Here is a 13,389-nt window from a genome sequence, read left to right as displayed (position 1 = left end):
ACGCAGGAGGGGACATGGAGCCGATGGCGAACGGGCGTGCGGCCGTGCGAAGCGGAGAGCGCTGGGGAGAGGGGGCGGGTCGCCCCCTCTCGCACGGTCATGCCACGCGACGGTGGCGGGGGAGGTCAGTAGGTGTAGATGTAGCCGAGCCTGCGGCCACCGAGGCTCTGCACCCAACGCGACAGCGAATCAAAAAGGCGTTTCATGGCGATACTCCTGATTGAGCGGGGGATCTGTTGCGATTGTCGCGCCTGCCTCAGCGTGGCAGGCGCGGAAAAAGCATCCTCGCTTGGATGCGGCGGCGCAAGCAAAAGACTGAAGCGCGGCCAACTGCAATGCGCATGTCATCTGCAGTTTTGTGGCGTGTGTCGCACGCGATTGCAGCGCATCGCCGCGCCTGCCATGCAGGGTGCCGCCCTGCACGTGTGGCCACTGCGTCGCCATCGCTGCGTGCTATGGTCGCGCCACTTCGGCAACGAGTGGCTGCGGATGCCCGTGACCCACGAGTACGATCGCCTGGCCGCGATCTACGACCGTTTCTACGATCGCTGGCCTGCCGCCGTCACCCAGCGGTGCGTCGGTGTCCTCGCCGAGCTGGCCGCGGGCCGTGCGGCGCTGGAACTGGGCATCGGCACTGGCCGCATTGGCTTGCCGCTCGCGCACTGCGATGTGCCGGTCACCGGTATCGACAATTCGCCTGCGATGCTCGAGGCCTTGCGTGCCAAGCCCGGCAGCGAACGCCTGCACCTGGTCTGCGCCGATTTCGCCGACATGCCGGTATGCGGGCCGTTCGGCCTGATCTACGCGGTGGCGGCATTCGGGTATCTGCTGACGCAGGCCGAGCAGCTGCGTTGCATGGTCAACGCGGCGCGCTGCCTGGCGCCCGACGGCCGCTTGCTGATCCAGAGCGCGGTGCCGGGTGCGGAGGTGTTCGAAAGCGGCGGCAAGGTCAGCCAGGTGCTGGACGTGTCGGACACCGACGGCGATGGCGCGGCAGTGATGCTGGTGTGCTCGCAGCCCGATCCGCTGCAGCAGCGCATCGACCAGCGCGTGGTGGTACTGGGCGAATCCGGTACGCGCATCTTCAGCGAGCGCCGCCGTTATGTGTGGCCATCGGAGCTGGACCTGATGGCGCAGATCGCCGGCCTGCGCCTGGAGGCGCGCTGGAGCGACTGGGCACGCACGCCGTATCACGGGCGCAGCCGGATCCAGATCTCGGTGTACGTGCCTGCCAGTGAGCGCACGGCCTGAGAGATTCACGCCGTCGTAAGCGCTTGACGGCGATGTCCGGTCTGCGAGTGGCGGCGTCGGAAGTAGTTGGGCTTTATCGCATTCGGCGTCTGCGGCCATGCCGCTGCCGGACTAGGCTATCCCGTTGGTGTATAGGCGAACCGCGCCTGCAGCCGCGCGCATCGTGTCTGGTCTGGTCGACGCCGTGCTACGACCCGGCACGGGCGCTTGGCTTCGCGATCGCCAGTTTGCGGCGGGGAACACTCAGCATGTCATCCTCGGTTGCGAAGTGCCGCGCTAGCCCGCGCCATGGGAGGCAGTGACAGCAAATCAGGCAAGCAACGCATCGACCAGATCAGCGTGGGCACCGGCCCCGGTTTCATGCATCGCGTGCATAGCCTGCTTCGCGTTGTGCGCGGATCGCCAGGACAAAGACGGTATCCAGCGCCACCACGTATCGGTAGAGGGCGATATATCCCTGAGCGCCTTGGCCAATCACCAGTTCACGCAGATCATGGCGCGTCAGCCGGCCGATCAGCGGATTGTCCGTCAGCACGTTCGATGCGCTGACGATCTCGCTCAGACGCTCTTGGATATGCTCGGCTTCGTGTTGTTCCAGATGGCCGATGATGCGCCGTAGGTCCTCGTTGACAGAGGGCAGGAACTCGACGTGCGCCATGCTATTTCGCGAACTTGCGGGCGGCGGGAGGGGGAATGTCCTTGCCCTCAATGCGTTCCATCAGATAGCGACGCATCTCGTCCCAGGGAATGCTCTCGCCGGTTTCGAGGAATTCGCCCCAACGGCGCTCGGCCTCTGCATGGAAGTCGACGCGCCGCTCGGCCAGCTCGGCCTTCTCGGCGATGGCTTCCAGGATGAAGTTGTGCGACGTGGTGCCGGCCGCTTCCGCGGCCTTGGCGACGCGGGCCTTGAGCGCGTCCGGCAGGCGGATGGTTGTGGTGCTCATGGGGAGCTCCAGGCGATTGGTGTGGAATCAATGTAGCACAGGTGTGGTACAGACGGCCTGGCTGGACAGGCGCGTCGGCCGACTGGCCGGAAAAGGCCGCTTGCAGCAGGGACTGCGCAAGGTGACGATGTCTGCGGCTTTCGCTCCTTACGAATTTCCAGCCCCCTGTCTCCACACGCTCGCAGCGCCGGTCGCACAAAAAACGGGCGCCTCGCGGCGCCCGTTCTGGTCTGCCTGGCGATGTCCTGCCGATGACTCAGTAGCGGTAGTGCTCCGGCTTGAACGGGCCGTCGACCGGCACGCCCAGGTAGGCGGCCTGCGCGTCGGTGAGCTTGGTCAGCTTCACGCCGATCTTCTCTAGGTGCAGGCGCGCCACTTCCTCGTCCAGCTTCTTCGGCAGGCGGTACACCTGCTTCTCGTAGCTGTCCTTGTTCTGCCACAGGTCGATCTGCGCCAGGGTCTGGTTGGCGAAGCTGTTGGACATCACGAAGCTGGGGTGGCCGGTGGCGCAGCCCAGGTTGACCAGGCGGCCTTCGGCCAGCAGGAAGATCGCGTTGCCGTTGGGCAGCACGAACTTGTCCACCTGCGGCTTGATGTTGATCTTCTGCACGCCCGGCAGCTTGTACAGCGCCTCGACCTGGATCTCGTTGTCGAAGTGGCCGATGTTGCAGACGATGGCCTGGTCCTTCATCTGCGTCAGGTGCTCGATGCGGATGATGTCCTTGTTGCCGGTGGTGGTGACGTAGATGTCGGCCTGGCCGAGGGTGTCCTCGACGGTGTTGACCTCGAAGCCTTCCATCGCCGCCTGCAGCGCGCAGATCGGGTCGATCTCGGTGACGATGACGCGGGCGCCGTAGGCGCGCAGGCTGTGCGCCGAGCCCTTGCCGACGTCGCCGTAGCCGCACACCACCGCGACCTTGCCGGCCAGCATCACGTCCATCGCGCGCTTGAGGCCGTCGGCCAGCGACTCGCGGCAGCCGTACAGGTTGTCGAACTTGCTCTTGGTCACCGAGTCGTTGACGTTGATCGCCGGGATCAGCAGGGTGCCGGCTTCGGCCAGCTGGTACAGGCGGTGCACGCCGGTGGTGGTCTCTTCGGAGACGCCCTTCCAGTCCTTGACCACGCGGGTCCAGTAGCCGGGGCGCTCCACCGCCACGCGCTTGAGCAGGTTCTTGATCACCTGCTCCTCGTGCGAGGAGGACGGCTCGTCCACCCACTTGGCGCCGTTCTCCAGCTCATAGCCCTTGTGGATCAGCAGGGTCACGTCGCCGCCGTCGTCCACCACCAGTTCCGGGCCGGTCTGGGTGCCGTCGGGCAGGGTGAAGGTCAGCGCGTCGAGGGTGCAGTCCCAGTATTCCTCCAGGGTCTCGCCCTTCCAGGCGAACACGGGGGTGCCGGTGGCGGCGATCGCCGCGGCGGCGTGGTCCTGGGTGGAGAAGATGTTGCACGAGGCCCAGCGCACGTCGGCGCCGATGTCCTTCAGCGTCTCGATCAGCACCGCGGTCTGGATGGTCATGTGCAGCGAGCCGGTGACGCGCACGCCGGCCAGCGGCTTGGCGGCGGCGTACTGGCGGCGGATCGACATCAGGCCCGGCATCTCGTGCTCGGCGATGTCCAGTTCCTTGCGGCCCCAATCGGCCAGGGAAATGTCGGCGACCTTGTAGTCGCCCTCGGTGGAAAAGCGCTTGAGTGCAGCGTTCATCGATAAAGCTCCGGTCAATGGCGAGAAACTCGCGAAGTCCGGGCGCCGTTGTCGCTCAAGCCTCGCGCCGAGCCTGGCCGGATCTGGAGACGGAGAATCCTGTCTCGATCCGGTCGCAGCGCCCCTCGGCGCAAGGGGTAACCGATTATAGCGGCTGCCGCGTGTGGCGCTTGAACGCGGGTCGGGGCGGGCAATGGCATGCCCAAGCCCAACCATCGACAGGGGGCGGGACGCGCCGGCCCTGCTACCGTCGCTGGTTCGATCGATGCGAAGGAAAGGGGAAGAGATGAACCAGATCACAGTGCGCGGGCGCCGCCGTGTCGCCAGGCCGGTCTGCGGCCTGCTGTGCGCGGCCCTGGCCGCGGCCGGCAGCGCCGCCGCCAACGCGGCCTCGGCACCTGCGGCGGCTGCCGCCGCCGATCCTGCGGACAGCGGCTACCAACTGCCGTCGGCGCCACTGCAGGCCATCGTCGATGCGCCGCGACCGCCGCAGTTGTCGTTGAGCCCGCGGCGCGATCTGGCGGCGATGCTGCAGTTGCCTGCGCTGCCCGGCATCGCCCAGGTCGCGCAGCCGGAACTCAAGCTGGCCGGGCTGCGCATCCATCCGCGCACCCGCTCGCAGAGTCGCTTCGCCTTCGGCGACAAGCTGTGGCTGCTGCGCATCGCCGACGGCAGCGAGCTGCAGATCGAGGGCCTGCCGTCGCCGCTGTCGATCGCCGGCATGGCCTGGGCGCCGGACCAGCGGCATCTGGCCTTCAACCGGGTCGACGGGCGCAGCGGCGCCAACGAACTGTGGGTGGTGGACATCGCCGCGCGGCGGGCGCGACGTGTCGCCGAGCGGCTCAACACGGTGTCCGGCGAGGGCTATGCGTGGATGCCCGACAGCCGCCAACTGCTGGTGTTGCTGCAGCCGCAGGCGCAGGGCGCGGCGCCGCCCGCCGACGCGGTGCCGACCGGGCCGGCGGTGCAGCAGACCGCCGGTGGCGGGGCCACCGCCTTGCGCACCTACCAGGACCTGCTGAAGAACGAGGCCGACGCGCGCCAGTTCGACGATCAACTACGCGCGCAGCCGGCGCTGGTCGACGTCGACGGGCGGATGCAGCGCATCGCGTCTCCCGACCTGTATCTGTCGCTGGCGCCGTCGCCGGACGGCCGTTATCTGCTGGCGCAGCGCCTGCAGCGGCCGTTCTCCTACCTGGTGCCGGCCAGCGGCTTCCCGCGCACCATCGAGGTGCTGGACCGCGCCGGCAAGCCGGTGCACACGGTGGCGCAGCTGCCGCTGGTGGAAGGCCTGCCGACCGGCAACGATGCGGTGCGCACCGGCGTGCGCGATATCGACTGGCGCAGCGACGCCCCAGCCACCCTGGTCTGGGCCGAGGCCCAGGACGGTGGCGATCCGGCGCGCGAGGCGGCGGTGCGCGACGCGGTGCTGATGCAGGCGGCGCCGTTCAAGACACCGCCGGTAACGCTGGCGCGCCTGCAGTCGCGCTTCGCCGGCATCGCCTGGGGCCGCGGCGACCTGGCGCTGATCGACGAGTTCTGGTGGAAGACGCGCCAGACCAGACAATGGCGTGTGGCCCCGGACCATCCCGCGCAGGCGCCGCAGCTGCTGGTAGAGCGTTCGCAGGAGGACCGCTACGCGGATCCGGGCACGCCGGTGACGGAGCGCGATGCGGCCGGCAACCCGCGCCTGTTGATCGCCGCCGACGGCCACAGCCTGTTCCTGCGCGGCGAAGGCGCCTCCCCGCAGGGCGATCGGCCGTTCCTGGATCGCTACGATCTGGACACGCGGAAAAGCACGCGCCTGTTCCAGTCGCAGGCGCCGTATCACGCGGTGCCGCAGGCCTTGCTCGACGCCAGTGGCCAGCGCCTGCTGATCACCCGCGAGACGCCGCAGGAGCCGCGCAATTTCTACCGGCTCGACGCTGCGAACGCGGAGCCGGTGGCGCTGACCCATTTCACCCATCCCACGCCGCAGTTGCGCGACGTGCACAAGGAGCAGATCCGCTATCGGCGCAAGGACGGGGTGGAGCTGACCGCGACCCTGCTGCTGCCGCCGGGCTACGACGCCAAGCGCGACGGCCCGCTGCCGATGCTGATGTGGGCCTACCCGGGCGAGTTCAAATCCGCCGACGCCGCCAGCCAGGTCACCGATTCGCCGTACCGCTTCAACGCGATCGGCTACTGGGGCCCGCAGGCGTTCCTGGCGCTGGGCTATGCGGTGCTCAACGATCCGTCGATGCCGATCGTCGGCGAGGGTGCGCGCGAACCCAACGACACCTACATCGAGCAACTGGTCGCCGATGCGCAGGCGGCGGTGGACGAGGTGGTGCGTCGCGGCGTCGCCGATCGCAACCGCATCGCCATCGGCGGGCATTCCTACGGCGCTTTCATGACCGCCAACCTGCTCGCGCACACCCGCCTGTTCAAGGCCGGCATCGCCCGCAGCGGCGCCTACAACCGCTCGCTGACCCCGTTCGGCTTCCAGTCCGAGGAGCGCACCTACTGGCAGGCGCAGCCGGTGTACCAGGCGATGTCGCCGTTCAACTACGCCGACCGGATCAAGGATCCGCTGCTGCTGATCCACGGCGCCGAGGACAACAACTCCGGCACCTTCCCGATCCAGAGCGAGCGCATGTACGCGGCGATCAAGGGCAACGGCGGCACCGCGCGGCTGGTGATGCTGCCCAACGAGGCGCATGCCTACCGCGCGCGCGAGTCGGTGCTGCAGATGCTGGCCGAGAGCGAGCGCTGGCTGCGCACCTATCTGGGACCGGCGCCCACGCCGACGTCCACGCCGGCTGCGGCAGGCGCCACGCCGCGCTGAGCCGCGCCTGCGCCACGGCCGCACGTGCGTGCCGCCGTGGCGCAGGGCGCTGCTGTGCAGTGCAAATGGTTCGCTTTGAAACCGTCGTGCGGCCGACGGGAACGCACTCCCTTTTCGGTTAGGCTTGCGGCGCCCCCACTGCCGAGCCATGCGTTTCCCGATGAACGAGTCCCGCAGCAGCATCGTCTTCGCCACACCCGACCTTCCCCTGCGCGACGACGTGCGCCGCCTCGGCGCCCTGGTGGGCGACCTGCTCGCCGAACAGGTCTCGGCGCAGTTCCTCGACGAGATCGAACGCATCCGCACCACCGCGATCGCGCGCCGCGAGCGCGCCGCGCCGCTGTCCTCGCTGAGCGAGCAACTCGCCGGCCGCGCACCGCGCGATGCCGAAGCGCTGGTGCGCGCCTTCAGCACGTATTTCCAGGTGGTCAACATCGCCGAGCGCGTGCACCGCATCCGCCGCCGCCGCGACTACCAGCGCAGCAGCGCCGACACGCCGCAGCCGGACGGCCTGCTCGATGCCTTGCGCCGGCTCAAGGCGCAGGGCGTCGGCATCGACGAACTGCGCGACTGGCTGCCGCGCATCGACGTGGAGCCGGTGTTCACCGCGCACCCGACCGAGGCGGTGCGGCGCGCGCTGCTGGAGAAGGAACAGTTGATGGTGGCCAGCCTGGTCGACAACCTCGACGGCCTGCGCACCCCGGGCGAGCGCGCCACCGACGCGGCGCGCTTCCGCATGGCGCTGACCGCCTCGTGGCAGACCGCCGATTCCTCGCCAGTGCGTCCCACCGTGGAGGACGAGCGCGAGCATGTCGGCTTCTACCTGACCCAGGTGCTGTACCGGGTGATCCCGGTGATGTACGAGACCCTGGAGCACGCCATCGAGCAGACCTACGGGCAGGCGCTGAGCCTGCCGCGTCTGCTGCGCTTCGGCACCTGGGTCGGCGGCGACATGGACGGCAACCCCAACGTCGATGCCGCCACCATCACCGCCACCCTCGACGCGCAGCGGCGTGCGGTGCTGGAGCGCTATCTGAAGGAACTGTGGCAGCTCGCCAGCCTGCTCAGCCAGTCGACCACCCTGGTCGCGGTGAGCGCGCCGCTGCTGGAGCAACTGGAGCGTTACCGGCAACTGCTGCCGGAGGCCGCGGCGCGCTCGCGGCCGCGCCATGGCGACATGCCGTACCGCCTGCTCAACGATCTGATGCGCGCGCGCCTGCAGGCGACCCTGGACGACGCGCCCGGTGCCTATGCCGCGCCGGCCGAACTGGAAAGCGATCTGCAGTTGATCCTGGACAGCCTGCAGGCCAACAAGGGCCTGCACGCCGGCTGGTTCGCGGTGCGGCGCCTGCTGTGGCGGGTGCGCAGCTTCGGCTTCCACCTGGCGCGGCTGGACGTGCGCCAGGAGTCCAGCGTGCACGCGCGCGCGGTCGCCGCCGCGCTGGACACGCAGGACTGGGACGCGCGCGCGGTGGAAGCGCGCGCAGGCCTGCTCGGCCCCTACGCCAGCGGCGAACAGGCGCTGCCGGCGGCCGACGACGAAGGCAATGCGCGGCTGGACGCGGTGTTCGCCGCGCTCGCCGATGCGCGCGCGCGGCACGGCGCCGATGCGCTGGGCAGCTACATCATCTCGATGGCGCACGACCGCGCCGACGTGCTGACCGTGCTGGCGCTGGCGCGCCGCGGCGGCCTGGTCGATGCCGACGGCGCGGTGCCGCTGGACATCGTGCCGCTGTTCGAGACCGTGGACGACCTGCGCGGCGGCACCGCGACCCTGCGCGACCTGCTGGCCGACCCGGTCTACCGCCGCCACCTGGCCGCGCGCGACGACGTGCAGATGGTGATGCTCGGCTATTCCGACAGCGGCAAGGACGGCGGCATCGCCGCCTCGCGCTGGGGCCTGCAGCGCGCGCAGGTGGAGCTGCTGGAGGCGGCGGCCGAACTGGGCATCCGCCTGACCTTCTTCCACGGCCGCGGCGGCTCGATCGTGCGCGGCGGCGGCAAGACCACGCGCGCGCTGGAGGCGGCGCCGCGCGGCAGCGTCGACGGGCGCCTGCGCGTGACCGAGCAGGGCGAGGTGATCCACCGCAAGTACGGCATCCGCGCGCTGGCGCTGCGTTCGCTCGAACAGATGACCGGCGCGGTGCTGCTGTCGAGCCTGCGCCCGCGTGCGGCCGATGCGCGCGAGGCCGGCTGGCGGCCGGTGATGGACCTGGTCGCCGAGCACAGCAGCCAGGCGTACCGCGGCTTCGTCGGCGATGCCGAGTTCATGCGCTATTTCCGCCTGGCCACGCCGATCGACGTGATCGAGCGCATGACCCTGGGCTCGCGGCCGTCGCGGCGGCTCGGCCAGGATGCGGCGCTGTCCAACCTGCGGGCGATTCCCTGGGTATTCGCCTGGAGCCAGGCGCGCGCGGTGATCCCGGGCTGGTACGGCGTGGGCAGCGGCCTGCAGGCGGCGGTGGACGCCGGCCACGAGGACGCGCTGCGCGCGATGGCCGCGGACTGGCCGTTCTTCCGCACCTTCCTCGACGACATCGCCATGGTCCTGTCCAAGGGCGACCTCAACATCGCCGAGATGTTCTCGCGCCTGTCCGGGCCGCTGCACGCGCGCTTCTTCCCGCGCATCCGCGACGAACTGGCGCTGACCAAGGGCTGGGTGAAGGCGCTGACCGGGCAGTCGTCGCTGCTGCAGCACGATCCGCGCCTGGCCTTGTCGATCCGCCTGCGCAATCCGTACATCGACCCCATCAGCGTGCTGCAGGTGGACCTGCTGCAGCGCTGGCGTGCCACCGACGGCGAAGACGAGGAATTGCTGCGGGCGCTGGTGGCCTGCGTCAACGGCGTCGCCCAGGGCGTGCAGAACACCGGCTGAGCCCAGTGCTTCCAGGGCGCCGCCGGTGGGTACCGGCGGCGGCCGACCGTGATCCGCTTGCAAGCGGACAAAATTGTCCGATAATGCCGCGCATGGAAATGCGAGCCGATACCGCCCACCGCCGCCGCCTGTTGCTGGACGCCGCCGACGAGGTGTTCTGCGCGCACGGCGTGCTGGCGCCGCTGGAACTGGTGGTGGAGCGCGCCGGCCTCGGCCGCGCCACCCTATACCGCCATTTCGCCGACCGCACCGAACTGATGGCCGCCCTGCTGGAACGCGGCCTCGACGGCCTGGAGGGCTGCGCGCGCGAGATCGGTACGCGGCCGGACGGGCTGTTCCTGCTGATGGACGACGTCGCCGAACACATCGCGATGTCGGCGCCGCTGGCCGACTACTGGCGGTCGATGCCGCGCGAGCATCCGACGATCGCCGCGGCGCATACACGGGCGATGGCGATCCTGCTGCCGTACCTGCAGCGTGCGATCGCCGCCGGCCTGTGCCGCGCGGACCTGGGCGAGCAGGACCTGGCCCTGGCGATGGACATGCTCGGCGCCTGCCAGCGCGGCAGCGACGAGGCCGAACGCAAGGCGCTGGCGCAGCGTTGTTGCCGCCTGCTGTGCCACGCCCTGGCCACGCCCGCGGCGGCGGCCGAGTTGTGAGCGCCGACGGCGCCGCGCGTCGACGCGCCTGGCCATGGCGGCTGGCGCGCGCACTGGCGATGCTGGCGGTGCTCGGCGCCAGCCTGTGGGGCGCGCTGTTCCTGAGCTATCTGCCGCATACCGGCGCGGTGGTGCGCTACGGCTCGGCGCTGCTGTGGGCCGCCTTGGGCGGCGCGGCGCTGTGGGGCCTGCGGCATCCGCGCGAGTACCGCGTGCTGCCGCTGCTGTTCGCGGTCGGCTGCGCCGGCATGGCGGTGGGCTGGTCGGCGCTGCAGCCGCAGCAGAACCGCGACTGGGCCGACGATGTCGCGCAACTGCTGCAGCCGCAGGTGGACGGGCACGTGGTGACCCTGCACAACGTGCGCAATTTCGCCTGGCGCAGCGACCACGACTACACCCCGCGCTGGGAGACGCGCCGCTACGACCTGGAGCGTCTGGCCTCGGCGGACCTGGCGCTGTCGTACTGGATGGGGCCGGCGATCGCCCACACCCTGGTCTCGTTCGGCTTCGACGACGGCCGTCGCGTGGTGTTCTCGCTGGAGATCCGCAAGGAGCGCGGCGAGGCGTTCTCGGCGCTGGCCGGGTTCTTCCGCAATTTCGAGCAGGTGATGGTGGCCGCCGACGAACGCGACATCCTGGCGGTGCGCAGCAACGTGCGCGGCGAGGACGTCTATCTGTACCGGCTCAACCTGTCGCGTGCGCAACTGCGCCAGCTGTTCCTGGGCTACGTGGCGCGGGCGCAGCAACTGCAGCGCACGCCGCGGTTCTACAACACCGCCACCAGCAACTGCACCACCATCGTGTTCGAACTGGCGCGCAAGCTCGATCCGGCGCTGCCGCTCGATGTGCGCCTGCTGCTGTCCGGCTACCTGCCGTCCTACGTCTATGCGCAGCACGGCTTCGTGCCCGGCTACAGCCTGGCCACGCTGCGCGCGCGCGGCCGCATCGGCGAACGCGCGCGCGCGGCTGGCGTTGGCGACGACTTCTCCACGCGCATCCGCGCCGGCATTCCCGGCGACGATCCCGCCGTCGCGCCATGACCCGGTACTTACGTCTTGCGCGGTGCGCGGGCACCGCGCTGCTGGCTGCCGGGCTGCTGCTCGGCAGCGGTTGTGCGATGGTCAGCGTGCAGTCGCGCAGCGCTGCCGACTACATCGCCACCCAGCGCGGCGACGTGCTCAGCACCGGCAAACTCAGCGATGCCAGTCTGGAGACGTTGCGCGTGCTCGCGCTCGACCCCAAGACCTGCGAGGCCGACGTTGCGGCCTGCGCCACGCAGCTGCGCGCCCTGCAGGGGCTGGATCAGGAGCGGCGGCTGGCGACCCTGTCGGAGCTGTGGGTGCATGCGGCCAATGTGCGCACGCCGCGGCAGGCGAGGGCGCTGGACGACGCGACGCTGCAGGCCTGGCTGGAGGCGGCGCGCTACGCTTACGCCTACCTGTTCTACACCCAGCGCCCGGCCAGTGCGCGCGCCTTCGAGGACCGGCAGACCCAGGTGCGCGACTACTACAACTACGCCGTGCAGCAGGTGGTCGGCGAGCTGTTCCTGCGCTGGCGCGCCGGCAGCGCCAGCGGCGAGTTGCACGACGACGACACGCTGCGCACGGCCGGCTGGCAGGTGCGCGCGGACATGGGCAGCTTCCGCCTGCCGGGTGGCGTGGCACGGCCGGACGCGATGCTGCCGGCGTCGACGCTGCGCTTCGATGGCCTGCGCAGCACCTACCGCCGCGACGGCTTCGGCGCCGAACTGGTCGCGGAGATCGCGCCGTCCAAGGTCGGCGATCCGACCGCGGCGGCGGCCGCCAAGGCCGCGCCAAACCCGCACGCGCCCGCGTTCAGCGAGATGCCGTATGCGCCGACCACGGTGCTGCTGCGCTTCGACGGCGACAGCCTGGCGCAGGTGCTGGACACCCGCAGCGTGGTGGTCGCGCCCTACGATCCGTACCGCGATGGCGAGGTCGAGGTGCACGGCCAGCGCCTGCCGCTGGCGGCCAACTTCACTGCGGCCTATGGCCTGTGGCTGGCCCGTGCCGGCTTCGCGCGGCAGTCGCTGCGCTCCATGCTCGGCCGCGAGGATGGCATCGACCAGCCGCATCTGTACCTGATGCAGCCGTACGATCCGGACCGACGCATCATCCTGATGCTGCACGGCCTGGCCAGCAGTCCGGAGGCCTGGGTCAACGTCGCCAACGAACTGATGGGCGACGAACAACTGCGCCGCCACTACCAGATCTGGCAGGTCTACTACCCGACCAACATGCCGATCGCCTGGAACCGCGCGCAGATCGAGACGCTGGTGCAGCAGACCCTGCGCCATTTCGATCCGCAGGGGCAGGCGCCGGCCTCGCAGCACATGGTCCTGATCGGCCACAGCATGGGCGGGGTGATCGGGCGCCTGTTGGTCAGCGACTCCGGCGACACGCTGTGGAACGACCTGATCGGTGCGCGCGGCGACCGGCGCCCGCTGGACCCGCAGGCGCTGGCGCAGTTGCAGCCGCTGCTGCGCTTCGCGCCGTTGCCGGAGGTGGACCGCGCCATCTTCATCGCCGCGCCGCAACGCGGCACCACCTTCGCCGAAGGGCGCCTCGGCCGCCTGGCCGGGCGCCTGGTGCGCCTGCCGGTGACGCTGCTCGATCGCTTGAACACCTTGCTGCAGGGGATCGACGGCCCCGACGGCGCGCCGGTGCGCGTGCCCAACAGCATCGACAACCTGCGCGACACCGATCCGTTCGTGCGCGCGGCGGCGGACCTGCCGATTTCGTCGGCGGTGCGCTACCACACCATCATCGCCCGCCGCGATCCGGCGGTGCCGCTGGCCGACTCCGACGACGGCTTGGTGCCGTATCGCAGCGCGCATCTGCCGGGCGCGGTCTCCGAACTGGTGATCACCTCCGGCCACAGCGTGCAGGAGACCCCGCAGGCGATCCTGGAGATCCGCCGCATCCTGCACGCGCAATTGCAGGCGGACGCCGCCGCGCCGCGCTGACGCCGCCCGCGACGTGGGCCGCGCGCTCGCGTCGTCGCACGCCGGAGTCGCTGCGTGGTCGCGCCGCGCCAATCCGCAGACGGGCGACGCAATCGCCTGCGCGCGCGACGACGCGCACCTGACCCGAGCGCCCGACGCGCCGCTT

Annotated in this window: 9 protein-coding genes and 1 riboswitch; of the genes, 6 read left to right on the top strand and 3 right to left on the bottom strand. The window is 70.2% G+C overall.

The features are described 5' to 3' along the window. The first annotated feature begins 489 nt into the window (after nucleotides 1–489). Entirely contained in the window at nucleotides 490–1,251 is a 762-nt protein-coding gene (locus RAB70_RS20835; RefSeq protein WP_148827882.1) for a class I SAM-dependent methyltransferase, read from the top strand. A 358-nt stretch (nucleotides 1,252–1,609) separates the two neighbouring features. Here RAB70_RS20835 and RAB70_RS20830 read toward each other — a convergent pair whose 3' ends face one another. The 3 genes from RAB70_RS20830 to ahcY all read right to left on the bottom strand — a co-directional run bounded on the left by RAB70_RS20830 (nucleotide 1,610) and on the right by ahcY (nucleotide 3,897). Next, nucleotides 1,610–1,909 carry a type II toxin-antitoxin system RelE/ParE family toxin gene (locus RAB70_RS20830; protein ID WP_017912972.1) on the bottom strand — a complete coding sequence of 100 codons (300 nt, stop codon included), beginning with the start codon at nucleotides 1,907–1,909 and terminating at the stop codon, nucleotides 1,610–1,612. Between the two features lies 1 nt (nucleotide 1,910). Next, on the bottom strand, nucleotides 1,911–2,195 hold the full coding sequence (locus RAB70_RS20825) for a CopG family ribbon-helix-helix protein (RefSeq protein WP_017909630.1): 285 nt from the start codon (nucleotides 2,193–2,195) through the stop codon (nucleotides 1,911–1,913). A 256-nt stretch (nucleotides 2,196–2,451) separates the two neighbouring features. Then, nucleotides 2,452–3,897, bottom strand: coding sequence for an adenosylhomocysteinase (gene ahcY, locus RAB70_RS20820; RefSeq protein ID WP_017909629.1), 1,446 nt, complete (start codon nucleotides 3,895–3,897; stop codon nucleotides 2,452–2,454). A 33-nt stretch (nucleotides 3,898–3,930) separates the two neighbouring features. Next, nucleotides 3,931–4,030, bottom strand: a riboswitch (S-adenosyl-L-homocysteine riboswitch). Nucleotides 4,031–4,183: 153 nt separating this feature from the next. On the opposite strand from ahcY, the gene RAB70_RS20815 reads away from it, so the two are divergent. The 5 genes from RAB70_RS20815 to RAB70_RS20795 all read left to right on the top strand — a co-directional run bounded on the left by RAB70_RS20815 (nucleotide 4,184) and on the right by RAB70_RS20795 (nucleotide 13,244). After that, entirely contained in the window at nucleotides 4,184–6,724 is a 2,541-nt protein-coding gene (locus RAB70_RS20815; RefSeq protein WP_225851545.1) for a prolyl oligopeptidase family serine peptidase, read from the top strand. A gap of 160 nt (nucleotides 6,725–6,884) precedes the next feature. Next, nucleotides 6,885–9,599: a phosphoenolpyruvate carboxylase gene (gene ppc, locus RAB70_RS20810; protein ID WP_026143494.1), complete on the top strand. Its 2,715-nt coding sequence runs from the start codon at nucleotides 6,885–6,887 to the stop codon at nucleotides 9,597–9,599. A gap of 83 nt (nucleotides 9,600–9,682) precedes the next feature. Next, nucleotides 9,683–10,258 (top strand): TetR/AcrR family transcriptional regulator, encoded by a 576-nt coding sequence (locus tag RAB70_RS20805; protein WP_148827881.1) that lies wholly within the window; start codon nucleotides 9,683–9,685, stop codon nucleotides 10,256–10,258. A gap of 59 nt (nucleotides 10,259–10,317) precedes the next feature. Next, the gene (locus tag RAB70_RS20800) at nucleotides 10,318–11,298 is read left to right on the top strand and encodes a DUF4105 domain-containing protein (RefSeq protein ID WP_170268140.1); all 981 of its coding nucleotides are present in this window, start codon (nucleotides 10,318–10,320) and stop codon (nucleotides 11,296–11,298) included. Further along, nucleotides 11,295–13,244: an alpha/beta fold hydrolase gene (locus RAB70_RS20795; RefSeq protein ID WP_148827880.1), complete on the top strand. Its 1,950-nt coding sequence runs from the start codon at nucleotides 11,295–11,297 to the stop codon at nucleotides 13,242–13,244. The genes RAB70_RS20800 and RAB70_RS20795 overlap by 4 nt, the downstream gene beginning before the upstream one ends. Nucleotides 13,245–13,389 lie beyond the last annotated feature (145 nt).

Origin of the sequence: Xanthomonas sontii (assembly GCF_040529055.1) — a bacterium.
GTDB lineage: Bacteria > Pseudomonadota > Gammaproteobacteria > Xanthomonadales > Xanthomonadaceae > Xanthomonas_A > Xanthomonas_A sontii.
Note: the sequence above shows the minus strand (reverse complement) of the source record. Positions and strands in the feature narration are given on the sequence as shown.

Coding starts and splice junctions, on each gene's coding strand:
- RAB70_RS20805 (WP_148827881.1), top strand. CDS start 9,683: ATGCCGCGCATGGAAATGCGAGCCGATACCGCCCACCGCCGCCGCCTG.
- ahcY (WP_017909629.1), bottom strand. CDS start 3,897: ATGAACGCTGCACTCAAGCGCTTTTCCACCGAGGGCGACTACAAGGTC.
- RAB70_RS20825 (WP_017909630.1), bottom strand. CDS start 2,195: ATGAGCACCACAACCATCCGCCTGCCGGACGCGCTCAAGGCCCGCGTC.
- RAB70_RS20795 (WP_148827880.1), top strand. CDS start 11,295: ATGACCCGGTACTTACGTCTTGCGCGGTGCGCGGGCACCGCGCTGCTG.
- RAB70_RS20835 (WP_148827882.1), top strand. CDS start 490: ATGCCCGTGACCCACGAGTACGATCGCCTGGCCGCGATCTACGACCGT.
- RAB70_RS20815 (WP_225851545.1), top strand. CDS start 4,184: ATGAACCAGATCACAGTGCGCGGGCGCCGCCGTGTCGCCAGGCCGGTC.
- ppc (WP_026143494.1), top strand. CDS start 6,885: ATGAACGAGTCCCGCAGCAGCATCGTCTTCGCCACACCCGACCTTCCC.
- RAB70_RS20830 (WP_017912972.1), bottom strand. CDS start 1,909: ATGGCGCACGTCGAGTTCCTGCCCTCTGTCAACGAGGACCTACGGCGC.
- RAB70_RS20800 (WP_170268140.1), top strand. CDS start 10,318: ATGCTGGCGGTGCTCGGCGCCAGCCTGTGGGGCGCGCTGTTCCTGAGC.